Consider the following 25165-nt stretch of genomic DNA (forward strand, 5'->3'; position numbering starts at 1 on the left):
TTAGTTGCTGGGTAAAAAATTTCAAGAGTCTTATTAAGATAGCTGTTATCTTTTCCTTGGGTAAACATAGCTAATTTCTGGTAATTATTTTGCATTTCATCAGTATAATAATTGCTATAATCAATTGAGGGAGTCAATCAATGGTTAGGTAGGTATTAAAAACTTTCAGATGCCCCCTTATTAAGGTAGGGTTGATTCATTTAAATTAAGTACATCTGATTTTGAGTTAATAAATTTGACTGAAGATTCTCAAGTTTATCTTTCTCTAACTAAAAGAGTTAGTCACAACAATTAATCTTTAATCCTCTGCCAATATTTATTATGAATAGATTGATAAAGCTTGTTATCAAGCCACTAAAAGCCTATCTCTCTTGAAATTGTCTGAGAGTACATCCTGTTAATTTAGCTAATTTTTCTGCTTACTTCTTACGTCGATAAAACTATCAGTTTTTCCCAACGTTCAGCTAATCACCTTTGTCCCTCTGTTATTAAGAGAAAACCCAAACCTCTGAAAAGATTCAATCCTATAGTTGTGAGAATTGACCAATTGCTTGCCGCTTGAAAATCCCTGATCTGGCTTTTATCTTCCTCAAAAATTACATCTTTTACCCAATGTAACTGATTTTTTATTTTCCAATGTCCTCACTTCGACACATTTCGAGACATTTCGACAAGCTCAATGTAAAAGCTCAATGTAAAAGCTCAGTGACCGCGAATAATTTTGGCAAATACTTGAGCGGATTCGGTTAGGCTACACTTCGACACATTTCAACAAGCTCAATGTAAAGGCTCAGTGACTGCTGATATAGTAAGCTGTTTCTTCATAAGTTTTATCCCCGCGACTACCCTTTCTTTCTACTTTAAGAAGTCTTCGCAGATTTTCAAACTCTTGTCTTTCATTTTTCTAGTTTTTCCGAACTTACCATGTAAAATCAACTAGCAAAATGCCAATTTAATAAATATCTAAGACTAAAGTTTTTAAAGTTTCTAAATCCACAGCCTCTCCTTTTAATCACATTCAGTTTATTGTTAATTCCTTCAACTGTTCTCTGGGTTGTTCGGTTATCAAAATGATGAGTATGAAATGCAATTCAATTATCTTAAACAAAAATGCCAAGAGTTAGCGATAAAATATCCAGACAAAAATTATTTATTTGATAATTATATTGAAAGACAAAGATATGAGTATAACAATTTAGAAAATATAATTACTTGTGCAACAATGGTAATTCAAAATAAATAATTTTGGACTAACATCGCCTTCCGTCTGACCCTGTTCCATAAGTTGATTGCAATGTCGAAGCCACTGCCTAGCAGTACGCCATCGCTAAGTGATTTTTCATATTACGTCAGAGCGTGGCGAAAAACTCGATGACCGGTTCGAGAGGGCGGGACTCGGCTAATGTAGAACGGGGGTGCTGAATCGTTTGTATTTTTTCAGGCTACCACCCCCTCCTTTTCTGATACCGAACTGAGGGTAATTATCGTCAAGCGTCAAAACATCTAGGCCTCTCCTTAATCCTAGTAATGTAAACTTTGATTATAGAGAAAGACTTCTAGCTCCGATCTGATGTTACATTAATAATTGAAGCTAAAAAAAAAGGTTCTTCCTTACTTGGTATGGTTCGATAGGGTGGCATAACGACGATAACAGCGATCAACCTGAACGCTCATATTTCCTAGAGTAGAGAACAAGGGAGTTAGGCAATTGCAGCTAGGGTTCAATGCTTCTCCAACCAGTCCCAAGTAGTGGGGGGAAATACCTGAGAATCGATAAACTGATCCCTGTTTGCGGGTGATGCTAGGCGTTGGACAAAAGCGAGATTATAGAAGGGATTATGGAAACTTGGACGCGATCAATTGACATCGAGGAGATAGCAAAACGCCATGGGTCTCCTCTCTACATACTGAACGTCGGTCAGCTTCGTCGGAACCTGTCCCACTTTGTGGAGCTTGTCGGCAGTCCATCTCAGGTTGCCTACCCGATCAAGGCTAATCCGTCGATGGCGATTCTGAATGAACTGGCATCCCTGGGATGCTCCGCAGACTGCTCTTCTAAATATGAAGTTGAGTTGGCCCTTTCTTGCGGATTCCCGTTGAATCGGATCACATACAACAGTCCGGCGCCCGACCACCAGCTAATGGTAGATCTCCTCGATGGAGGCTCAACAGTAGTTGCTGACTCTCAAGCTATATTAGATGACCTTCAACATAAGCTTTATGGCAAGGATTGGAGTGGGAGCTTGCTGGTTCGAGTTAACCCAGAAAAACCGGTGGAATATTTCCACAATACTGATTGGCAGGATCTGGTTTCTCACGCCTCGCCTAACAGTAAGTTTGGCATCCCATCCGAGGAATTGCCAGATGCTCTGGCCAGTTGCAAACTACCTATAGCTGGCTTGCATATCCATATTGGAACTCAGATGGATAATGTATCGGCATTTAATAATTCGGTTCAGTTTATTCATCATTTGAAAAACTTAATCGAAGCCAGCTCGAATCATTGCATGAGAAAACTAAATCTTGGCGGTGGGTTTGGCATTGACTTCCATGACGGGCAACAGTTTCCAACAATCCTAGAGTACACAGAAGCATTAAAGAAACACTTGTTACCCGGTATTGAGTACATAGTCGAGCCTGGACACGCACTGGTTGGTAATGCCGTCGCCTTGTTGACTCGTATCCGCGAGCTTAAGCAGATGCGGGGCAGACGTTGGGCTATTGTTGATGTTGGCTCCGACCAGCTAATCAAGGTGACTCTCCTCTCATGGAGCCACCAAATTATCGATCGCAATCATCGCACCCTGCCTACTCAAGGGGACGATGCTATCGGAGGGCCACTTTGTTTTGCTGGCGATATATTGCTACCATCGACCAATTTAGAAGGCCAGAGTCGTGGGGATCCATTGTTAATCCAACACGCAGGAGCATATTGCTATTCAGTAAGCAATCACTTTAATGGGTTTCACGGGCCCGGGCATATAACCATAGATGAAATGGGTCAAATAGAAACGGCTTACGCTGCTGAGGACGTATTTGCCGATCACAGTTTCTTGGGATTTTCCAGGCCGACGCACCCCCCTTCAGAAGTGCTAGATCATGAAATTGATCTCGATATCATTGAAAGACTAAGCAGTGACTATCTCAAGCAGGGAGAATCTTCAGATGGCTACGCATTTACCAGAGTCCAACTCATAGCGCCAAGAACTTTGCAGTTCATGGTGAAGGCGAAGAGTTCTTTAGGGGCGATATCAATCCCATTCGCCGTCCGCATCGCCTCGGATGCCACAATAATTTCAGCTTTGTATCTTGTCGGCAAACAGGCCAAAGATGTTTCAGTTTGGGGAACAAGAACATATTTGAAGTCAGACACGATAATTCGTACCAGCCAGCCATTGAGACTGGTTGTATATATAGCGCCCAAATCAAGCCTCCCTGTGGATAAGCATACTACTCACCTGTCTCACTGGGACCTCGGCAACGGGAAGTTTAAGGGATCGTTCCGATTCATCTTATAAAGTTCTTTTCGTTGCCTTGCTCACGATATTTACACAAGCACCTTGGCACTGTGTTTCTATGATGCCCTCAACTTTTAGCTATCACCTTGAGGGTGGGAGCTTTTTCTTGCTTTAGGGGCAGTTTGTCTTTTTCCCTAGCGGTGATTGCTTCTTTGGTCTGTTGAGTTAGTTAATTCTTCTGCGCTTTCTTTGACTACTGTTGAGGTCACTGCTGCCATAATTTTTGAATAATAAGAGTTATGGTCGGTCAAGCGTCAAAACATCTAAGCTTTTCCTTAATCCTAGTAATGTAAAGTTTAATTAAGAGAAAGACTTCTAGCTCCGATCCGATGTTATATTAATAATTGAGGCTAAAGAGAAAAGCCTCCCTGACAGATCAACTGGCAAGGTTATAAGGTCAAGTTCACAAAGGAGTAAACCCTGTTAAAGTTCCATTCTGTCTCGATAACGGCGATAACAGCGATCGACCTGAACGCTCATATTTCCTAGAGTAGAGAACAAGGGAGTTAGGCAATTGCAACTGAGGTTCAATGCTTCTCCAACCAGTCTCAAGTTATGAGGGGAAATACCTGAGAATCGGTAAACTGATCGCTGTTATTGTTTGTCAACACAAGTAATTGATAATTGCAGTCGCTCTCCTTTGATGAGATAATAGAAAGTCTTCTGTTCAAAAGGATATCGATAGGATGCGACTCTCTCAACAGCTTTTTGTCACCCTCCGGGAAGATCCAGCCGAGGCGGAAATCCCCAGTCATAAATGCTTAGTCCGTGCCGGTTACATTCGTCGTATCGGCAGCGGTATTTACGCCTATTTACCTCTGATGTGGCGGGTTTTGCAGAAAGTCTCCCAGATAGTCCGGGAAGAAATGAATAAAGCCGGCGCCCAAGAATGTTTACTTCCCCAACTGCAACCGGCGGAACTCTGGCAAGAATCGGGCCGTTGGGACACCTACACAAAAGCAGAAGGGATTATGTTTGCCCTGACGGACAGGCAAAACCGGGAGTTAGGATTAGGACCGACTCACGAAGAAGTAATTACTGCCGTCGCTCGTGATTTAATTCGTTCCTATCGACAATTACCGGTTAATTTATATCAGATTCAAACTAAATTTCGCGATGAAATTCGCCCTCGTTTTGGTTTAATGCGGGGACGGGAATTTATTATGAAAGATGCCTATTCTTTCAATCTTGACGAGGAATGTTTAAAGAAAACCTATCAAGCGATGGATATAGCTTACCGCAATATTTTCCGCCGTTGTGGGTTAGCTTTTCGGGCAGTAGAAGCGGATTCTGGAGCGATTGGTGGTTCCGCATCCCAAGAATTTATGGTCTTAGCTGATGCTGGAGAAGATGAGGTTTTATTTACTGCCGATGAAAAGTATGCGGCTAATGTGGAAAAAGCCGTTTCTTTGCCAGCAGATAAAGTGGCTTCTCCCTTTAAAAAGTTTGCTAAAAAAGAGACTCCTAACACCAACACGATCGAAAGTTTAGCTAAATTTCTTGATTGTTCTGCCACCGCTATCGTCAAAAATGTTCTCTACGAAGTGGTGTATGATAGCGGCATAACTGTTTTAGTTTTACTGCATATTCGCGGCGATCAAGAGGTTAATGAAGTTAAACTACAAAATGAATTAGTTAGACAGGCGAGCTGTTACAATGCTAAAACAATTTTGGCTTTAAAAATACCCGATGCTGCCGCTCAACAGAAATGGGCAACTAAACCTTTACCTTTAGGTTATATTGCTCCCGACTTAGAAGATAATTTACTCAAAAAAGCCAGCGATATAGCTCCTAAGTTTTTACGCATAGCAGACAACACAGTGACAGACTTAGAAAACTTTATCACTGGTGCTAATGAAACCGGATTTCATGTAGTGGGAGCCAATTGGGGTAAAGATTTTATCTTACCAGAATTAATCGTCGATCTACGCAAAGCCCGGGTAGGCGATCGAGCTATTCACGATCCTAATCAAACCTTGCAAAGTGCTAGAGGAATTGAAGTCGGTCATATCTTCCAATTGGGTTATAAATATTCTCAAGCTATGAATGCTTTTTATACTAATGAAGCGGGAGAATCTACCCCCATTTGTATGGGTTGTTATGGTATAGGAGTATCGCGTTTAGCCCAGGCAGCCGTAGAACAATCCTACGACAAAGATGGCATTATTTGGCCCGTAGCTATTGCCCCCTATCAAGCGATTGTGGTTATTCCTAATTTAGCCGATGCCGAGCAGGTAAAAACTGCCGAAAGTTTATACAATGAGTTAAATCAAGCCGGCATTGAAACCCTTTTAGATGACCGGGATGAACGTGCGGGAGTTAAGTTCAAAGATGCGGATTTAATTGGGATTCCCTATCGCATTGTCACGGGTAAATCTCTCAAATCGGGTAAGGTGGAATTAGTCGAAAGAGCCAGTAAAAAAGCGTCAGAAGTAGTAATTAATGAGGTGGTTTCCTATTTAAAAACTGCTATTTCAAAGGTAAATGCTTCTGATTAAGTGATTAAATATACAGATAATTTTCTTTGTTTATGTATTTGATGAGCGAATATGAGTCGGGGTACCTCCTGTCATAGCAATAATTTTTCCAGCGTTGCTGATTTGAGATATAAATCTTCTTTTGTGGGATTTTTAAAACCTAGACCCAAACTGGGGTAAGGGCATCTCAAAGGCTATTGACAATTGGCCAATTTTGTGATTTGCGTGGGCATTTCAAGTGACACCAGTCAATCAGAATAGTTACGAACTCGACCTATTTGGTCGATTGTTGCTTAACAATTGAGATGGCAAATTCTACTCAAACATGCCTGAATTGTCGTCTGGGTAGGCAACTCACATAAAGTTCATTTTGTCAAGGATTGTTAAGATGCGCTTACCCAGGGCTGCTAATATGCCATAGAGTTTTTTATCTCTGATTTGGTCTATTACTATTTTACTGAATTTTGCCGATTCATGAAGAAAAAAGTGTTGCTGCCTTTGGGCAAGATAGAGCGATTACATTTAAATTTTTAATAAGGTCGAGGTTGAAAATTATCGGGAATATCTAATTCAAATACTTGGTCATGAATCCGAGCCACATAAAACCCTTCTTGCAGAATTTTTTCGCGTAATTCTGGAGATACATGAACCGCCGCTAATATGCCATAGAGTTTTTTATCTTTGTGTTCAGGGAAAAAGCTGCGAAACCGTTGCAAAATACTTTTTAATTGTGTAATAGATTCCTCTCTAGCATGACTTTTAACCTCGACGATATAGGCAGTATTTAGCTCACCATTAGTATAGGCAAGAACATCAATTTCTAGGTGTTTTCCATCTTCGCTTGCTCGGACACTGGGACTAACAACTTTCATGCCGAACCGTTGTCTGAGAATCGTTTCCATTGAGGGAAGGGCAAGTCCTTCGGTAAAACTGCCGAATTTAGCACCGAGTCCCCCAATTTGTTTACCTAATTCTCTGAGTTGTCGGTCGGTTTCCTGTTGTCGTCGCTCGGTTTCCTTCTGTTGTCGGTCAGTTTCTTTTTGAGCAGCAGTTAATTCAGCTTGAGCAGTCGCTAATTCGGCTAAGAGTCGCCATACGTCTTCTGATGTAGTTGCCATAGATAATTTTTTCTCTCTGATTTGGTCTATTACTATTTTACTGAATTTTGCCGATTCATGAATAAGAGAGTGTTTTTTCCTTTGGGGAAGAGAGCAATCGCATCTAAAATTTTAATAAATTTGAGGTTGAAAATTATCGGGAATATCGAGTTCAAATACTTGGTCATGAATCCGAGCCACATAAAACCCCTCTTGCAGAATTTTTTCGCGTAATTCTGGAGATACATGAACCGCCGCTAATATGCCATAGAGTTTTTTATCTTTGTGTTCAGGGAAAAAGCTGCGAAACCGTTGCAAAATACTTTTTAATTGTGTAATAGATTCCTCTCTAGCATGACTTTTAACCTCGACGATATAGGCAGTATTTAGCTCACCATTAGTATAGGCAAGAACATCAATTTCTAGGTGTTTTCCATCTTCGCTTGCTCGGACACTGGGACTAACAACTTTCATGCCGAACCGTTGTCTGAGAATCGTTTCCATTGAGGGAAGGGCAAGTCCTTCGGTAAAGCTGCCGAATTTGGCACCGAGTCCCCCAATTTGCTGTCCTAATTCTTTGAGTTGTCGGTCAGTTTTCTTCTGTTGTTGGGCGTTTTCCTTCTGTTGTTGACTAACTTCCTTCAATATTAGGTCAGTCTCCTTAAGTTGTTTGTCAGTTTCTTTTTGAGCAGCAGTTAATTCGGCTTGAGCAGTGGCTAATTCGGCTAAGATTTGCCATACGTCTTCGGATGTAGTTGCCATAGATAATTTTTTCTCTCTGATTTGGTCTCTTACTATTTTACTGAATTTTGCCGATTCATGAATAAGAGAGTGTTTTTTCCTTTGGGGAAGAGAGCAATCGCATCTAAAATTTTAATAGATTTGAGGTTGAAAATTATCGGGAATATCGAGTTCAAATACTTGGTCATGAATCCGAGCCACATAAAACCCCTCTTGCAGAATTTTTTCGCGTAATTCTGGAGATACATGAACCGCCGCTAATATGCCATAGAGTTTTTTATCTTTGTGTTCAGGGAAAAAGCTGCGAAACCGTTGCAAAATACTTTTTAATTGTGTAATAGATTCCTCTCTAGCATGACTTTTAACCTCGACGATATAGGCAGTATTTAGCTCACCATTAGTATAGGCAAGAACATCAATTTCTAGGTGTTTTCCATCTTCGCTTGCTCGGACACTGGGACTAACAACTTTCATGCCGAACCGTTGTCTGAGAATCGTTTCCATTGAGGGAAGGGCAAGTCCTTCGGTAAAGCTGCCGAATTTGGCACCGAGTCCCCCAATTTGCTGTCCTAATTCTTTGAGTTGTCGGTCAGTTTTCTTTTGTTGTTGGGCGTTTTCCTTCTGTTGTTGACTAACTTCCTTCAATATTAGGTCAGTCTCCTTCAGTTGTTTGTCAGTTTCTTTTTGAGCAGCAGTTAATTCGGCTTGAGCAGTGGCTAATTCGGCTAAGATTTGCCGGCTCTTCGTTACTTGGTATGGTTCGATAGGGGGGCATAAATCGACTAAATCCTTATCTGGCAAGGGATTTAATTGATTAGTTCGCTCTAGATCGAAAATAATTGACAAAAATCGCTAAATGCTTTTCTATATAAGGGTTCCATCCCTTATAACCCCCGTTCATTGCATAACACAAACCGAAGAGCCGATTTGCCATACGTCTTCGGATGTAGTTGCCATAGATAATTTTTTCTCTCTGATTTGGTCTCTTACTATTTTACTGAATTTTGCCGATTCATGAATAAGAGAGTGTTTTTTCCTTTGGGGAAGAGAGCAATCGCATCTAAAATTTTAATAGATTTGAGGTTGAAAATTATCGGGAATATCGAGTTCAAATACTTGGTCATGAATCCGAGCCACATAAAACCCCTCTTGCAGAATTTTTTCGCGTAATTCTGGAGATACATGAACCGCCGCTAATATGCCATAGAGTTTTTTATCTTTGTGTTCAGGGAAAAAGCTGCGAAACCGTTGCAAAATACTTTTTAATTGTGTAATAGATTCCTCTCTAGCATGACTTTTAACCTCGACGATATAGGCAGTATTTAGCTCACCATTAGTATAGGCAAGAACATCAATTTCTAGGTGTTTTCCATCTTCGCTTGCTCGGACACTGGGACTAACAACTTTCATGCCGAACCGTTGTCTGAGAATCGTTTCCATTGAGGGAAGGGCAAGTCCTTCGGTAAAACTGCCGAATTTGGCACCGAGTCCCCCAATTTGCTGTCCTAATTCTTTGAGTTGTCGGTCAGTTTTCTTCTGTTGTTGGGCGTTTTCCTTCTGTTGTTGACTAACTTCCTTCAATATTAGGTCAGTCTCCTTCAGTTGTTTGTCAGTTTCTTTTTGAGCAGCAGTTAATTCGGCTTGAGCAGTGGCTAATTCGGCTTGAGCAGTGGCTAATTCGGCTAAGATTTGCCATACGTCTTCGGATGTAGTTGCCATAGATAATTTTTTCCTGATGTCACCTATTTACTATTTTATTGGATTTCTGCGCTTGCTGAAGGCACTGGGGAGCAGACTGCTGATTCAATTGGGTAAGGTGGAGGCTAATTCATAGAACAAGAATCACCGCCACCACTGACTAACATCCCTAATTCCCTGATACACTTCTCTTAAAGCGACCTCCCCCCCAAAATGAAGGATTAAAGGCGCTAAGTTGGGAATAGTTTCGAGGAAATTAGAACAAGTGAGAGTTCCCAAAGCTTGAAGGTTTTTTTCCAGAAGGATAGATCAACATGGTTAGGCGTTAACACCTGAGTTATAATTAGAACGAAAATTAACTAAGGCAGTTGTTCTCAAATGAAATTAAAGGAAAGGTGTATCACCGATGGGCAGGGTAATCGAATAGGTGTTCTTTTAGATAACCTAAGTTGCTACCTATGGGATTAAGCAAAAAAAGCTGCTACAAAAGATAAAAGACGAGTAGCAGCCAAAAAACGCACCCTCCGTTTTACTATTGCAAGAGTGCCTATTGCCTATGTACTCGCAATTTCTCAATCAATTGAGATAATTTCTCGTCAGAAGCGGCAGTAATAAAGTCTAATTTAAACTTTTGTCCCTGACTGAGATATTCTGCGTAACTAGACAGAAGAAAAGGACGAAACTTGTCATTATCAGCAATATAAACTTCAAAAAAAGAGACCAATAAAGCCCCCGCATAATCCTCGATTAAATTTTGATTGGGTAAAGTGATATCGACCACAGACTCTAGGGTTTTTTGCATTCCTGCATCCAATTCCGTAAAATTTACATGAGCTTGTCCCTCCACCATGGCCAGATATTTATCTGGCGTTTTTAACCAAGTAAAAGGAATGGCCTGTTCAAAAATCGGATTAGCTGCTGGGTCATAACTTCCGGAACCCAAGAGGACAGGAATCGAGATTTTACTTAAACCTTTTTCTCCAAAAATACTGCGGTTAACGGGATTAGCTGCAAAGACAGCCGCGACTCGTTCATCACGAAAATTATAGACCTGTCTAGGCAATTCCAGGGCGCGACATTCCAGTACAATGGCGATATTAATACCGGAGTAAGGAAGATTACAATCTTGGGCGAGATTATCAAAATCAATTTGTGCGCCAGCAACAGCTAGAGATGTATAACCTCCAAAGGAATGACCCGCTACTCCCACATTAGTGAGGTCAAGTTGACCTTGAAATTGACTAGGATTACGTCTTGCTAATTCATCGATGACAAAGCTAATATCTTTGGGTCGATTAATAAACTCATTGCCATCAAAAATATTGCGATAATATCCCCCTAACATTCCTTGTAGGTATTGGGTATCACTGCCGGGGTGTTGCGGTGCCGCTACTAAAAATCCGTAGGAAGCTAGATGTTCAATTGCTTGGGCATAATCTTCTGGTCGCGAGGCTAATCCGTGGGAAAAAATAATTACAGGTGTTTTACCTTCTCGGAAAGTTTGCGGGATATAAACATCCACATATAAACTGCGATTGCGACTGCTATCGGTTAGGTTCCAAACTTCTTTTTTTACCTGAAAGCTACCGCGCTGACGCAGATCGGGTAAACTGGTATAATTAATCGGTGGTTTAACGGCAGCGGCTTCCTCGGCTGTCCAGAGGCGCATATCTTTAATAAATATTTCCGCCACATAAACTGCATAATCGATGGTTTTAGCTAATCCGAGGATTTCTTCCCCCTGTAACTGGATATTATTGGGGAATTTTTTCAGCACATTTAAAAGGGTTAATCCCCCCGGCTCAAAAGCGGCACTAACAATCGCACCCCGCAGGGCATATTTACCATTAATTCCCCCTTCAATGGTGATGCCTTTGCCCAAACGAGAGAGCATATCAGCACCCATCACACTATTAAAAAAACGAGATAGTAAAACAGGATTAATGTCAATTTTTGTTAATAAAGCTTCACGAAACTGCTCTCTTGCTTCGGGAGTTACTCTGGCTAGAAATTGTTTTAAATTAGCATCAATTTTGCCTTCTTTAGCAAAGGTTTCTAGGGATGCTACCGATACAGAAAAGACGAGGGGAGTATAGACAAATTCAACTTCTTCGGCGGCTTTTAGGGGTAAAGCGGTCATAGTGGCGGCGAAAAGGCCTAGTAGAAAAGCTCGCAGCCGACGGGTGGGATTATTTCTGGGAAAACGATTTTGTAAACTGGTGATAATCATGGAATTTTTAGTTAGGGTAGATGACAGCAATTAAAGGAAAAAAGTCGCACGGCGATTGATGTCTAAGTTCAACAAAAATCGATAAAGTGCCAAGCAAAGTATAACCAAAAAGCATGAGCAAAACCTCGATAGATTAATCTGAGCGATTTCGATTCTAAATTACGAGCTATTTCCTGAACATATTACCTAGTGTGGATTTTATATTAAAATTGTTTTTTTGTCAAGACACTGGTTATTAACAAAAAAACGATAAATACATAAATTTAATAAGTGAAAGTGATATATTTGGAGATGAAAATAATCAGATAAGGTTTTTGACCAAGATAAGTACCTAAGCAAAATTAACTAGACATTTTGATAAAGCTTTTTAACCAATAAATTAATTTTGCACGACTACTTAAATTGCTAATTATTGCGAATATGAATATCTTGCTTCGGAAAGGGAATCTCGATATCCTGTTGAGTAAACCTATCAAGAATAACACAATTAACATCACTAATTACTCGCTTTTTCCTGTTAACATCATCCAACCAGAACTTTAATTCAAAGTTTAACCTAGAATCACCAAAATTAATAAAAAAGGCTACTGGTTGCGGGTTTTTAAGTATGTTAGGATGTTGATCAGCAATGTCTAGCAATAAATTCATCACCTGTGGTGCGTTGGAATTATAACCAACTCCGATAACAATTGAACAATAAATCAAGTTATCACTACCCGTATAGGTGGTGACATCCTCAGTAAAAAACTTTTGATTGGGAATAATTTTTTCGGAATTGTCTGTGAGGATTTGCACTGTTGTCGCTCGAATACCTAGCTTTTTTACCTGAGAAGTTTGCCCTTCAATATTAATGATATCACCGGGTTTGAGAACTTTTTCAAATAATAGTAAAATACCGCTAATAAAATTACTGACCACTTGCTGCATACCGAAACCAATACCCACCGATAAACCACCAGTAATTGCCGCTATTGCCGTTGCATTAACTCCCACATAACCCAAGATGATGATAAAACCTAAGACAATAAAAAAATAACGTCCTAACAGTAAAGTTGCTTCAATTTCACCGCGACTAGCTTGCTGATTTAAATGAGCAATACTCAAAATTATAGTCTCTATAAGATCAACAACAATTACTAGAAAATAGGGAGCTATTATCAAAATAAATATGCTTCCCAATGTGATCGGACTATTGAATAAATTGAAAGGAGATACTTTGGCGATTTCCTGAATATTATTGTAGAAACCAATCATGATTCTCAGGAGAAATAACACCAATAAAGGTGCTAAAAGCCGGAAATGATAATATTTAATTTTATTGACGGAAAACTTGGCGTATAGTCCAGCTAATAAACCACGATAAACTAAATAAAACCACAGGAGTTTTATAGATAAACTAATCATTCCTCTTGTCCAATTTTGACTGAAAAAAATTAGATAATTTAAATTCAGTAAAATTATACTAATAACTGGAAAATTAAGAAACTCTATCAGAATAGCAAAATATTGACGGATGGTTAATTTTTTATCACTATGGATAAAAGTGGTGACGTGAGGAAATCTTTTTTCTAAGTAAGACCATAACCATTTTGACAATAACCAAGCAAGAATTAAACAGAGAAAAATAATCATTAATTGATTTTGAACATTTCTGCGTCCTAAAAATAATAATTGGTTAGCAATTATTTCCGAAAGAGAGGGGATATTGTTGTTCATAATTAATTCATTTTCTTGACTTCCTGATCAAGACCTGATTGAATATAAAGTGTCAGTTGGTGGGCTGCTGTTGAGGAAGATATTTCACCAGCGATCGCTCTTTCATACCAAAATTCTCCCTCTTCTAAAATTTTATTCAACTTTTCCCAATCATCCAGAGGAACTGCCACAGCATTGTGAGATTGTTGTAATAATACCGATTCGATCGGTAGTAAATTTCCTTCGATCTGCACCCGTCGATTAGTGGGAATAAAACTTTCTGTTTGGATAATTGCTTGCAATTGTTGTTCGGGATTAGTGAGAAATTTTCCTAAAGCTAATCCCAACCTATTTTCATTATCACTATTATTACGATTAAATACCATCACCCGTGTATAGAGAATTGGCGCTGCTTTACCTTGAGTGTCTTGGGGAAGTAAAGCGACTCTGAGATCATCTTGGAGGCTGTTTTTTAAATCGGCAATTTCAATAGAATTACACACATAATAGGTTAAGCGGCCTCTAGCAAAGGCCTCATGAAGCAATCCCCGTTGACGATTGAGGATAAAATTAGGCTGTGACGAGGCAAATTTTAGCCATTCTAGCCATTTTGCCCAACCATCCAAGCGAGGTTGCAGCCTACCCTGATCATCCCACAAATAGCTGCCAAAAATTGCCATTCCCCAAAAAGTATCTTCAAAAGAGGAAACTATCCCCACAGAATAACCTTTGCGCGCACGTTCTACTAATCCCTCTAAACTGGTGGGAGGTTGCTTCAGCAGCGGATCGGTACTAACTTGTAATTTTTTTTGATTGTAACACAGTACACGAGTACGAGAACCTAAGGGAATGCCATAGATTTTTCCTTGATAGCTAACTTGTTTCAGGGTTGGGGGATTATAGATAGATAAATCTAGATTTTTTCGGTCAATTTCCCCCAGTACTCCTTCAGATACTAATCTGGGTATATTTCTCGAAAAAATTAGAATAACACTCGCACCCAATCCGCTTTGAGATTGTTTAAAAAAACGTTCGGGTATCTCATCGATAGGAATAGCTTGTTCAAGAATTGTCACCTGCGGATTTAATTTTTCAAACTCTTGGAAACCGAGACCTACTAGTTTAGTTAAATTGCCCTCTTCTGGATACCAAACCAAAAGGGTTCCTTGCCGTTGCTCCGATGATTGGTTGGGAAGATCACTAAAACAAGCATAAAGAAAAATTGGCATCAAGATAAAAAGCAATAGGAGCGATATAATTCTACTTATTTTTTTACTTCTCCAAGCAGTTTTAACTCTGAGCCTTAGGGATTGCATCGATCGTGATCCTTCAAAAATATTGCCATAGACCCATAGTACATGAAAAGGTGACTAATAATCTTCATCAGAAAAATAATTAACATGATCTTTTGTCAAGAGCCACCAGTATAGCAACAATCCCAGTTAAAAATTTGTGCGAGTTAAACTGCTGACCTATCTAAATTATCTGTTAAGACCAGATGAGAGTAGGGAAAGTCGAGTTTTATAGTTTATTTTCTAACACTCTAATACTCAGTTTAAATGGGTAACAGCTTAGGGAAACTATGCTTGGTATGAGTGAGATGTCTGTTATTAATAATTATGTCATGACGAGAGAGTGATACCTGCATTAAACTGTATCAACCAAGAACCCACCGAAGCAATTTTTACTGTGTGATTATACTCTAAAAAGCGAGGTACTTTATGAAAATATTTACAGCAATTATCGAAAGAGGGCCAATTCAAGTCTGAATTGCATCACTGTCTGATCTACCTTTATAGAATACCTCATTCGGGGTACGATAGTCAAGACATTTTCGAGGACGATTGTTAATCAAGTTTACGGCTCTTTCCACCTCCTCTGGCTTAACGATTTTAAAATTCGTTCCCTTGGGGAAAAATTGTCTTAACAGTCCATTGGTATGCTCGTTTAATCCCCTCTCCCACGAATGATAAGGAGTAGCAAAATAAAAATCTGCTCCTAGTTTCTGACTCAACTCTTGATGTCCACAAAATTCTTTGCCGTTGTCACAAGTAAAGGTTTTTCTTTTGTCAGGGTGAATCTCTTGAAAAAGTTTTTCTGTGACTCTATTGATTTCCGATGCGGTTTTGTTTTTGGCTAATCCTGCTACTAAAAATTTCGAGGCTTTATCTACATGAGTAACGAGAACTCCTAGATGATTGCCTCCAATCATTGTGTCACTTTCCCAATGACCGATTTCAGTTTTCTGGTCAGCAATTACTGGTCGCTCGCTGATATCTACACGCCCTGGAATCCCTCCACGCTTACTTTTTGCTCCGCCTCGACTCTTTCTTTGACAAAGCCTCCGGCGTAAATATTTCTGGTACTCTCCACATCTGTGATAGTTCTGATAGATCATTTGATAGATGGTTTCGTGACTGAGAGATTCTTGACTGGCTCTTTTCAGACGACCTGCTATTTGTTCGGGACTATGATAATCTTTCAATCCTTCTTTGACCAACTCTAAGGCTGACTCGCTGACATTTTTAAAGGGTTGTTTGGCATTTTTTCGCCTTGTCTCGCTTTGAGCTTGTGCTGTGTCAGGTAGATAGCAGCCAAGGGAACTTTGATTCCTTTTTAATTCCCGTGATATTGTGCTTTGATGACATCCGAGCCAGACGGCCATTTGCCGTTGAGATAAATTTCCCTCCTGACTAAGTTGGTAGAGCAAGTTTCTTTGTTCTATGTTAAGATGTTGAGGGCTTCGTTTTTGGGTCTGATTTGTTTTTGTTAATGATCAGACAGTACCTGATGAGCCTTTCTTTGTCAACTCTTGAGGTTGATGCGTTTCATTTTTGAATTGGCGGAGATATAGAGACTAATTTCTATGTTAGTTATGTTTCTAAGTAGTCGTGCAAAATTAATTTTCTAGTGAAGATAGGCAAGAGGCAAGAGATGGTTAAATATGTGTAATTAATTTTGCTTAGGTACTTAGATTGGTGGGAGCGCATTGCTAAGGAGAAACCTTAGAAAGAGGTGATTGAAATGTTATTAGAGGATGAATATATGAACCCTGTCCTGTAGGAGCGCAAGGCTTGCGCCCTCGCCCTCTTCATCTCGTCGATAGCCCTCTATCTAATAATTTTCTCTGTCCATGGGAAATCTAGCGTTTCAGCGATAAGTTATGCCTAAATGCTTTGCCACTACTGTGATTTAATTGCTATGATGAGTTAAAATAAGAGGCAGTATATTTCAATATCTTAGTACACTAAGTACGGAAGAACCGCAAGGAGTCGTACCATGGAACCTTTAACGCTATTGGCTACAGGAGTCACGATTATTTTAGGGGGAGCGTTGGCTCGTGTGGGGGAGCTTGTCTTAGATGGTTCCCTTGAAAAACTGATAAATTTAATCGAAGCTAAGTCTCCTGATACTTTAAAAAAGTTGCAATCGGCTAATCAAAATCCTGCTTTGTTACCTGAAACGATTGAGGTAATGGCGACTTTACTGGAAGATCCAGAAATACAAAAAGTTGCAGAACAAGTGGTTAAGGAAAATCAATCTAATCCTTACGTTATTAATATGATGAAAAATGTTGGAATTGTTAATCAAGGAACAATTCATAATCCGACTTTTAACTTCAACTGACCACAGCCGCCTGTAGGGGAGCAGGTTAAACAAAACCCTGCTAACTTAGATACAACCAGTGAGAGTTCCAAGTCTATTTCGACTTCTCTTTCTAATCTTGATTACGGCATTGAAAGTCTATGTAAATTGAAAGCAATTTTCTACAAACTTAAGGGAAATGCTCGTCAACAGGAGGGCAAAGTTAATATAACAGTTAAAGAATTATCAGAATGGATTCAGGCAATTCAATCCGCAGAATCAGAATTTGAGCAATTTTTAAATTTATTGGAGGCTAATGATGATTCAGATTCATAAAAATCAAACTAATTCCGCTCAGGCTAGTAATTATGAAACAGAGTTAAATCTTGAGAACTTTGATCAGATTACGCCCAAAAAACATAATCCTAAAATCTATCAAAAGCTCTTAAAAAAAGCTCAGGATATTGGTGATAAACAATCTGAGGTTTTTGCTCTTGGCCGGTTAGCAATGATTTATCAATCTTGGGGTCAATATAGAGAAGCAGTACAATATCTTCAGCAACAATTAGTAATTATTAGAGAAACTAATGATCGGTATTCGCTGGCGAATACTTTAGGTAATTTGGGAGCGGCTTATCAGTCTTTAGGGCAGTATCAAGAAGCAATTTCACATCTTCAAGAACAATTAGCAATTGCTCAGGAGATCGACGATATTCTTGCCCTAGCAAATGCTTTCGGAAATCTGGGGATTACTTATCAATCCTTAGGAAAATATCAGCAAGCAATTGAATATTTTCAAAAACAATTAGAAATTGCCCAGCAAATTGGTGATAAAACATCAGAAGCAAATGCTTCGAGCAATTTAGGTATTTCTTATCAATATCAAGGCGATTTTGCTCAAGCAGAATCTCTATTTTTACAAGGATTAAAAATCCATGAAGAGTTATTTGGTTGCAATAATCCTAGTGTTGCTTCTAATCTCAACAATCTGGCGAGTCTTTATCAAGATCAAGGGAGATACACAGAAGCAGAACCTCTCTTTTTACGCTCGCTGGCGATTCGGGAAAAGCTATTAGGAAAAGAGCATCCTGCTGTGGCGACCAGTCTCAACAATCTGGGGGGTCTTTATAACAATCAAGGGAAATACACAGAAGCAGAATCTCTCTATCAAAGAGCGATTGCTATTTGTTCGGAAAAATTAGGAGAAAATCACCCCAACACTCAAACAGTAATGATGAATTATTTGCAGATGCTTTCTCAACTTCCCGATGAGGAATTAAGCCAACGCTTTCCCCCCGAAATGGTCGAAGATATCCAATCACTCCGTCATTCCTAGATTCTTTGTAATACCTTAATAATGCTCAAACTGCAATAAAATTACTCCAGCAGATAGTAAATGCCTAAAAAAATACGAGAACTCAAGTCTATACTTCTGAAAGCAGGGTTTACCTATCGCCCCAGTAAAGGTAGTCATACCGTTTGGAGCCATCCCCGTTTAGAATATAGCTTGACCCTGTCAGGCAAAGATAGTAGTGATGCTGATCGCTACCAGGAAAAAGACGTAAGAAATGCACTTCAGGAACTAGCAAACTTAAATCAAGGAGACAACCCATGAATTATTACTATAGTATTTTTATTCAATGGTCAGAAGAAGACAACAAATTTATCGCCCACCTCCCTGAATTTGGACCCTATGCTCATACCCATGGTGAAACCTACCATGCAGCTCTACAAAATGCCCTTGAAGTTCTAGATCTCCTTATCGAAGACTACACTGCACGAGGCAAATCTCTCCCACCTCTCCAGGCTATTTCCGCATAGCCCAAATATTCTCAGTTCAGTAATATCTCCTAGTAAGTACCTAAGCAAAATTAATTACACATTTCGATCAAGCTTTTGCCTTTTGCCTTTTGCCTATCCTAACCAAGAAATTAATTTTGCACGACTACTTATTTAACCGTTCATAGAACATTTTATACCATGATCTCGGAAAAGCCAAAATAAACATTATGCAAGTTACGGCTTAGATCATTACTAAAGTTGTCATATCACCTTCTTCTCGATCAGAACCAAAAAGCCCAAAATAAATAATGAAAACGTCAGCCAACAAGCAATTTTTGCTTTATTATGAGAGTAATTTCCAAAAACCTTAAGCGATTTATGTATCAAGTTACCGTTGATTACGCCAAAGCCAACCTAGAAGAACTCTGCGATCGCACTGAAAAAGAACCCGATGGAGTAGTGATCGTTCGTGAAAATCGCAGTTATATTCTCATCACTAAAGAAGAATGGGAATCCTTAGCTGAAACCAGCGAACTCATGCAAGATCCCAAACTATTACAACATATTGCATCAGCACGACGAGAATATGCCGCAGGAGAAATCCTCATAATGGAACAAGTATTTGGATGACAACCTACACAATTGTCGGCTCTTCTCGACTTTGTGTGATAATTTTTGCTTATGGAATCGTGAAATGTTGACGGAGAAAGACTTTTACGACTATTTTGCCGAAGAAACTATCAGTATAGGCTTCGTTTCCACACAGAAACCAGAAGAGCCAATTGTCTTTTCTAAACAAGCGCGAAAAGATACCGACGAACTCACCCAAAAACAAAAAGTCAAACTTCAAGAAATTTTAACTAACATAATTGCAATTAATCCCTATATTGGCAAATCCTTAAAATGCGATTTAGAAGGCTTGTATTCCTATCGCCTAAATAGAAAAGATCGTCTGCTTTATGAAATTTATGAAGACGATAAAACTATTCTGATTATTCGTACCAAAACACACTATGGAGATTAGGTAATAGCGGTCATAACCACTGAATTCATCCCCGTTTATAATATAGCTTGATCCTGTTAGGCAAAAATAGTAGTGATGCCGATCACTACCAGGAAAAAGACGGAAGAAATGCACTTCAGGAACTAGCCAAATTAAATCAAGGAGACAACCCATGAATTATCACTATAGTATTTTTATTCAACTGTCTTATTACATTTTGGAATTAAGGGAAAATCACCCCGATACTCAAATAGTAAAAAATAATTAGAGTTTGGTGAAAAAGTACAGGCGATCGCTGATCAAGATGCAAGGTTTTTGAGACACTAGCTTTAAAATCTTGCATCTGTTTTGTGAAACAAGCCACTAAACCCCTTACCTTGTACATAAGTAGCTGGTTATAATTAAATTAAAAATGGATTTTAGGTTCGATCCCCCCTGCCCCCTTGATAAGGGGGGTGCCGATAGGCGGGGGGATCCCTCCTTAATCCCCCCTTAATAAGAGGGGCATCTGATAACTTTTAACGCCTACCTACTTATTTCACATTTATTCAGCCAACCCTAGTTAAATAATCTTTGCAGAAAAGTGCTTTGATCCCGCAGAAAAACCTGAGCGCAATTGCGCCCCGGCATTCCCGAAATTGAGCCGCCGGGGTGAGTTCCTGCCCCAGTTAAATAAAGGTTTTTAATGGGGGTTTTATAGTTAGCTATTTCCGGTAAAGGACGCAGGAAAATCATCTGATCTAAGGTCATATCAAGATGATAGTAATTACCTTTATAGGAACCCAAACGATTAGCTAATTCGGCCGGACTTTCCACCCGACGGGCAATGATCGAAGATTTGAGATTGGGAGCATAATCGGCCAGTTTATCAAGAACTCGATCGGCCACGCGATTTTTTAATTCTTCCGTCCATCCCGTGCCGTTTAATCCCGTTCCCTCGGCCCCGGCAATCTGATAGGGGGCAAAAAATTCGATCCAGAGGGTATGCTTGCCCTGGGGAGCCATAGAGGGATCGAGAATAGTGGGGACATCTAGGTACATCGAGGGATTTTCGTCGGGAATCTGCCCCAAAATCGTTAAAGCGTGGGCCTGTTCAACGTGACGCACGGAATCGGCGATGAGAATCGTTCCCTGTAAATACTCCTCCTTGTGATCGTAAGCCTCGAACCTTGGCGCTTCCGCGAGGGCGCAATCAATTTTAAGAATTGTTTCATTGTTATTGACAATTCGCCGTTCTACCCTTTCTCGCAATTCTGGATCGGCGGCATCCACATCGGCGGGAGCGACTAACTGTAAAAAAACTCGTCTAGCGTCAATATTAGAGATAACACCCGCTTTTGCCAGATATTCACCTCCAGAGTCCACCCTAACCCCGATCGCTTGTCCTTCCTCGATTAGAATCTGTTTAACTTTCTGCTCGGTTAAAATCACCCCACCGAGACTGACAACACATTTCACCAGAGCCTCAGTTAGTGCGCCTGTACCACCACGAGGGCGAGCCACCCCGGGGGAGTGACGCATCGCCATCATCATCATCCCGGAGGTAATACCTTTTTGGGAGGGAGGAGCGCCAATTTCTGCCGCTAGACGAGCCAGGGGTGCTTTGACAAATTCGCTCTCAAACCACTCATTGAGGACATCTTCGGGGGAAGTAATCATCGTGCGGATGAAGTCGAGCAGTTTCTTTTTCGAGCCGATCACTTTCCAGACACTAGCTAAGGCACTAGAGTTATAATTGCGGGCGATTCTGAGCAAATCTTGAGGTGGAGCGTTAAACCAAGGCCCGATCGCATTCATCAACTGTCCCCAATAGTCGATAAACTGAAGGTAGCGATCGGCATCTCGCGGACAAAACTGGGCAATTGCGGCGTGAGTTTTTTCCAGAGAGCGATAGGAAAGAAAATATTGGCCAGAAGGATGGGGACAAAAAACGGTAGGATCGAAGAATAAATACTCTAATCCGTGGCGTTTTAGCTCTAATTCCTCAATTACCGGCCCCAAAAAAATAAATTCGTGATCGATCGCACAGAGATTAAACTTAAAATCGGGGGCTAGATCTGGGATAACCGCTTCTGTGGTAGCCGCTCCTCCTGGTACGCTACGCTGTTCGAGAAGGAGGACGCGATAACCAGCTTTGAGGAGATAGGCGGCACAAACTAAACCATTATGCCCCGCACCGATGAGGATGACATCGTAACTTTCCATACAGTTTCAAAAATTCCTATTTTTAATTTTGCGCTTTTCTTGACCCTAATATGTTAAAAATAGTTAAAGATTGGCTGCTATCAGCAGATTTCAGCGAGCAGTTATCAGTGAGCAGGTAGAAAACATTTAATTTTTCCTTTTTTTTATGAGTTCTTCCATCAAAGTTATTCAACCATCCGGTATTTTAGATGGCAACCAAGCCAGCGAATTTCGCCAAGAAATTGCCGAAGCCGTGCAGGGAGGTTCCGAGGTTATTATCGTTGACTTTAAGGATGTCACCTTTATGGATAGTTCTGGTTTAGGGGCGCTAGTTTTATCCTTAAAAACCGTGCGTTCTGCGGGGGGTAAACTATTGATCTGCTCGATTAATGATCAGATAAAAATGTTATTTGAATTGACCGATATGGATCGAGTTTTTGAAATTTTCAATAACCGAGAAGAATTAGAACAAAAAATTTTAGGAAGTTAATCAGCGAAAATCCACCTGCATAATCGAAAGATCATCCTTAAAATTGCCATCAAATTGTAAAGCTTGAATTTCTCCAATAAAATTATCGAGATTTTTGGCGGAATTACCGTGATAATTTCGTAAAGATTGAATAAAGTTCTCTAGTCCCCACATCCTACCATCAGCACAATCGATCTCGTAAATTCCATCACTAAAAAGATAAAGACTACTGGGTAAATTCAGGGATTGAACCTGATTAATATATTCTGCTTCTAGAAACATCCCGATGGGAAAACCGGGGGCTTTCAGTCTGGTTTCAATCATCTGGCCAAAAGGTTTTTGAGTCAGGAGAACTGCTGGGGGATGACCGGCGCTGGCATAGGTTAACTGTTGTTGTTTCCGATCATAAATTCCGTACCAAATAGTAAAATATTTATCATTCTTAGGACTGATTTGATAAACTTGATTTAACCCTTGTAAAACCTGATTAGGTTCATAGTAATTCACCTGACTTAAACCACGGGAACGGAGTAAATTAATTACGGAAAGGGAAGGTAAAGCCGCTCGTAAACCATGGCCCGCCACATCTAAAAGATATAAGACCAAATGGTCATTATCTAACCAATAATAATCAAAGCCATCGCCCCCCAATTGACGAGAAGGAAGGAAGCGAAAATCGATAGCAAGTTTTGGAGAAATAAAAGGTTCTGGCAACAGCGATCGCACATAGTCCGCCGCCTCGGCTAACTCGATTTCTAGTAATTGTTTTTGTGCTTGCAGATCATGACTTAATTGATGCAAACGCATTCCCGCTCGCACACGCGCTTTTAACTCATTAATTTCGATCGGTTTACACAAAAAATCATCGGCCCCCGCATCCAATCCCTTCACCCGATCCTCCACCGATCCCAAAGAAGTTAAGAGGATAAAAAAAGTCGTTGACAGTTGGGGATTAAGCTTAATTTGCCGGCAAACTTCCAACCCATCGATCCCCGGCATCATCCAATCACAAATAATCATCGCCGGTTTTAGTTGCCCCGCTTGCTTTAATCCTTCTTCCCCATCACTGGCAACAAAAACCTCGTATTCCTTCTGCAAAGCTCGTCTCAGGAACGTTTGAATTACTCCATCATCATCAATTACTAGAATTCGTACCATCTTTTTTGTAACTCGACTATCTCAATCTTACTGCTTACCTCGGACTCCCTGACGGATGACTTTGCTTGTCCCTCAAGAGAAGATTAAATCCAGAATCTAGCTAACACATCATTCATAGTTGGGGAAAAATGGTATAACTTCTAGCGTAAGGCATTGCAGAGGTAAGCTGGGGGTGAAGATTTCTTTTCAGGTAGATAGCGATCTCAGGTCCTTAGATACCGTTTTAAAATATTTTCAGCAACTTGAACCGACGGGCATTCCCCAAAAAGACTGGCTCCAGTGTCAGCTTGCTCTTGCCGAAGGTTTTACCAATGCAGTCCGTCACGCTCACCGACACCTCCCCCCCGAAATCCCGATCGAGATCGAGATTGAGATTACCCCTCACCAGATGGAAATTCGCATCTGGGATCGGGGTTCCGTCTTCGATTTAGAGGACTTTATCGAGAAAAACGCCTATCATGACTATAGTTTCTCTGGTCATGGGCAAGGACTGCCGATCCTCCAAAAAATCGCCGATCAACTCAGTTATACTCGCAGCGAAGATCAGCGCAACTGTCTGTTAATTATTAAACAATTTTCCCGCCATGAATCCGATCGCACCCCTCGTTTCTCCTAGTTGGTTACTAACTAATCTCGATCGCCCCGATCTGATGGTTATTGACTGTCGTTTTCAATTAAACGATCCCGAGCTCGGTTATCAAGAGTATTTAGCCAATCATATTGAAAATTCCTTCTATTTACACCTCGATCGCGATTTATCGGCTCCCATTGCCCGTCATGGCGGCCGTCATCCTTTACCGAATCCGCAGACGATAGCCGCTAAATTAAGCTCTTTAGGGGTGATTTCTGGTCAAACCCATGTTATCGCCTACGATTCCTCCCGTTTTGCCTTTGCCAGTCGTCTCTGGTGGTTATTACGTTATCTGGGCCATGAACGAGTCAGCATTCTCGATGGTGGTTGGCAAAATTGGTTAAATGCCGGTTATCCCGTCTCTAATCAGATACCTGTGCCGAAAACCGGCGCTTTTCTCCCCCAAGTTCAACAGGATTGGGTAGTGACGATCGAGGAGGTAAAAAGGCAAAAAGAGCAAGGGGGAGTGGTGTTAATTGATGCCAGGGAAAGCGATCGCTATCGGGGTGAAAGGGAACCGATCGATCCGATCGCGGGCCACATCGAGGGGGCGCTTAATTATCCCTGGTTGGAAGTCACCGATAGTCAGGGTTTTTCCCAACCCCAGGACCTGCAAACACAACGTTGGCAAGAGCGGCAAGGCGATCGAGAAATTATCCTCTACTGTGGTTCAGGAGTGACAGCCTGTGTTAATATCTTTTCCCTGACCCTAGCCGGATACGAGAATGTTAAGCTATATTCTGGAGGTTGGAGTGATTGGTGTTCCTACCTGATCTAACCAGCCTTGTTGATGCTCATCTATCGAGAAAGATTATCAAAATGACCTAATTACTGTACAATCCCCCTATTATCACTTTTAATTATTCCGAAACTATTATCTAGTTTGTCTTCTAAGTG

Annotated in this window: 21 protein-coding genes and 3 pseudogenes; 12 read left to right on the forward strand and 12 right to left on the reverse strand. The window is 40.5% G+C overall.

Features of this window, described 5'->3' with window-relative positions:
* Positions 1-468: 468 nt before the first annotated feature.
* Together ACQY1Y_RS00845 and ACQY1Y_RS00850 are read right to left on the reverse strand one after the other, a co-directional pair.
* Positions 469-904, reverse strand: a pseudogene (locus ACQY1Y_RS00845) (hypothetical protein); the annotation flags it as partial.
* 28 nt (positions 905-932) lie between these two features.
* Positions 933-1073: pseudogene (locus ACQY1Y_RS00850) on the reverse strand (transposase); the annotation flags it as partial.
* Between the two features lie 735 nt (positions 1074-1808).
* Between ACQY1Y_RS00850 and ACQY1Y_RS00855 the strand changes: the two are divergent.
* Both ACQY1Y_RS00855 and ACQY1Y_RS00860 read left to right on the forward strand, forming a co-directional pair.
* Positions 1809-3518 (forward strand): diaminopimelate decarboxylase family protein, encoded by a 1710-nt coding sequence (locus tag ACQY1Y_RS00855; RefSeq protein ID WP_002737384.1) that lies wholly within the window; start codon positions 1809-1811, stop codon positions 3516-3518.
* 686 nt (positions 3519-4204) lie between these two features.
* A complete protein-coding gene (locus tag ACQY1Y_RS00860; RefSeq protein WP_430013784.1) occupies positions 4205-6016 on the forward strand; it encodes a proline--tRNA ligase in 1812 nt (603 codons plus the stop codon).
* Between the two features lie 509 nt (positions 6017-6525).
* Here the strand turns inward: ACQY1Y_RS00860 and ACQY1Y_RS00865 are convergent.
* The 8 genes and pseudogenes from ACQY1Y_RS00865 to ACQY1Y_RS00900 all read right to left on the reverse strand — a co-directional run.
* Positions 6526-7113: a DUF3782 domain-containing protein gene (locus ACQY1Y_RS00865; RefSeq protein ID WP_002735819.1), complete on the reverse strand. Its 588-nt coding sequence runs from the start codon at positions 7111-7113 to the stop codon at positions 6526-6528.
* A gap of 111 nt (positions 7114-7224) precedes the next feature.
* Positions 7225-7854 carry a DUF3782 domain-containing protein gene (locus ACQY1Y_RS00870; protein ID WP_193977087.1) on the reverse strand — a complete coding sequence of 210 codons (630 nt, stop codon included), beginning with the start codon at positions 7852-7854 and terminating at the stop codon, positions 7225-7227.
* 111 nt (positions 7855-7965) lie between these two features.
* Complete coding sequence (locus ACQY1Y_RS00875; RefSeq protein WP_430014715.1) at positions 7966-8598, reverse strand: DUF3782 domain-containing protein; 633 nt, start codon at positions 8596-8598, stop codon at positions 7966-7968.
* A gap of 303 nt (positions 8599-8901) precedes the next feature.
* Positions 8902-9552, reverse strand: a complete 651-nt coding sequence (locus ACQY1Y_RS00880) for a DUF3782 domain-containing protein (protein WP_420064684.1) — start codon at positions 9550-9552, stop codon at positions 8902-8904.
* Positions 9553-10078: 526 nt separating this feature from the next.
* Complete coding sequence (locus ACQY1Y_RS00885) at positions 10079-11761, reverse strand: alpha/beta hydrolase (RefSeq protein WP_016517092.1); 1683 nt, start codon at positions 11759-11761, stop codon at positions 10079-10081.
* A 405-nt stretch (positions 11762-12166) separates the two neighbouring features.
* Positions 12167-13477: a mechanosensitive ion channel family protein gene (locus tag ACQY1Y_RS00890; protein WP_002737709.1), complete on the reverse strand. Its 1311-nt coding sequence runs from the start codon at positions 13475-13477 to the stop codon at positions 12167-12169.
* Positions 13478-13479: 2 nt separating this feature from the next.
* A complete protein-coding gene (locus tag ACQY1Y_RS00895) occupies positions 13480-14772 on the reverse strand; it encodes a sugar ABC transporter substrate-binding protein (protein ID WP_430013785.1) in 1293 nt (430 codons plus the stop codon).
* Between the two features lie 443 nt (positions 14773-15215).
* A pseudogene (locus ACQY1Y_RS00900) lies at positions 15216-16199 on the reverse strand (IS30-like element ISMae39 family transposase); the annotation flags it as partial.
* Positions 16200-16735: 536 nt separating this feature from the next.
* On the opposite strand from ACQY1Y_RS00900, the gene ACQY1Y_RS00905 reads away from it, so the two are divergent.
* The 7 genes from ACQY1Y_RS00905 (at position 16736) to ACQY1Y_RS00935 (ending at position 19847) form a co-directional block, all read left to right on the forward strand.
* A complete protein-coding gene (locus ACQY1Y_RS00905) occupies positions 16736-17083 on the forward strand; it encodes a hypothetical protein (protein ID WP_002777740.1) in 348 nt (115 codons plus the stop codon).
* A 126-nt stretch (positions 17084-17209) separates the two neighbouring features.
* Positions 17210-17377 (forward strand): hypothetical protein, encoded by a 168-nt coding sequence (locus ACQY1Y_RS00910; RefSeq protein ID WP_002737018.1) that lies wholly within the window; start codon positions 17210-17212, stop codon positions 17375-17377.
* On the forward strand, positions 17361-18377 hold the full coding sequence (locus tag ACQY1Y_RS00915) for a tetratricopeptide repeat protein (protein WP_430014716.1): 1017 nt from the start codon (positions 17361-17363) through the stop codon (positions 18375-18377). The genes ACQY1Y_RS00910 and ACQY1Y_RS00915 overlap by 17 nt, the downstream gene beginning before the upstream one ends.
* A 60-nt stretch (positions 18378-18437) precedes the next feature.
* Complete coding sequence (locus tag ACQY1Y_RS00920) at positions 18438-18656, forward strand: type II toxin-antitoxin system HicA family toxin (RefSeq protein ID WP_430013786.1); 219 nt, start codon at positions 18438-18440, stop codon at positions 18654-18656.
* The gene (locus ACQY1Y_RS00925) at positions 18653-18862 is read left to right on the forward strand and encodes a type II toxin-antitoxin system HicB family antitoxin (RefSeq protein WP_002777744.1); all 210 of its coding nucleotides are present in this window, start codon (positions 18653-18655) and stop codon (positions 18860-18862) included. Before ACQY1Y_RS00920 ends, ACQY1Y_RS00925 begins: the two co-directional genes overlap by 4 nt.
* A 339-nt stretch (positions 18863-19201) precedes the next feature.
* Positions 19202-19453 (forward strand): type II toxin-antitoxin system Phd/YefM family antitoxin, encoded by a 252-nt coding sequence (locus tag ACQY1Y_RS00930; RefSeq protein WP_430013787.1) that lies wholly within the window; start codon positions 19202-19204, stop codon positions 19451-19453.
* 64 nt (positions 19454-19517) lie between these two features.
* Positions 19518-19847 (forward strand): type II toxin-antitoxin system RelE family toxin, encoded by a 330-nt coding sequence (locus tag ACQY1Y_RS00935; protein ID WP_430013788.1) that lies wholly within the window; start codon positions 19518-19520, stop codon positions 19845-19847.
* Between the two features lie 537 nt (positions 19848-20384).
* Here ACQY1Y_RS00935 and crtO read toward each other — a convergent pair.
* Positions 20385-22031 (reverse strand): beta-carotene ketolase CrtO, encoded by a 1647-nt coding sequence (crtO, locus tag ACQY1Y_RS00940; RefSeq protein ID WP_430013789.1) that lies wholly within the window; start codon positions 22029-22031, stop codon positions 20385-20387.
* 145 nt (positions 22032-22176) lie between these two features.
* On the opposite strand from crtO, the gene ACQY1Y_RS00945 reads away from it, so the two are divergent.
* Positions 22177-22500 carry an STAS domain-containing protein gene (locus ACQY1Y_RS00945; RefSeq protein WP_002751946.1) on the forward strand — a complete coding sequence of 108 codons (324 nt, stop codon included), beginning with the start codon at positions 22177-22179 and terminating at the stop codon, positions 22498-22500.
* Here the strand turns inward: ACQY1Y_RS00945 and ACQY1Y_RS00950 are convergent, their stop codons facing one another.
* The gene (locus tag ACQY1Y_RS00950; RefSeq protein WP_430013790.1) at positions 22501-23637 is read right to left on the reverse strand and encodes a SpoIIE family protein phosphatase; all 1137 of its coding nucleotides are present in this window, start codon (positions 23635-23637) and stop codon (positions 22501-22503) included.
* 172 nt (positions 23638-23809) lie between these two features.
* On the opposite strand from ACQY1Y_RS00950, the gene ACQY1Y_RS00955 reads away from it, so the two are divergent.
* On the forward strand, positions 23810-24253 hold the full coding sequence (locus tag ACQY1Y_RS00955; RefSeq protein WP_002777751.1) for an ATP-binding protein: 444 nt from the start codon (positions 23810-23812) through the stop codon (positions 24251-24253).
* Positions 24222-25046, forward strand: coding sequence for a sulfurtransferase (locus ACQY1Y_RS00960; RefSeq protein ID WP_016517085.1), 825 nt, complete (start codon positions 24222-24224; stop codon positions 25044-25046). Before ACQY1Y_RS00955 ends, ACQY1Y_RS00960 begins: the two co-directional genes overlap by 32 nt.
* Positions 25047-25165 lie beyond the last annotated feature (119 nt).

The organism is Microcystis ichthyoblabe FBCC-A1114 (genome assembly GCF_050500245.1).
In the GTDB taxonomy this organism is placed as follows: Bacteria; Cyanobacteriota; Cyanobacteriia; order Cyanobacteriales; family Microcystaceae; genus Microcystis; species Microcystis ichthyoblabe_A.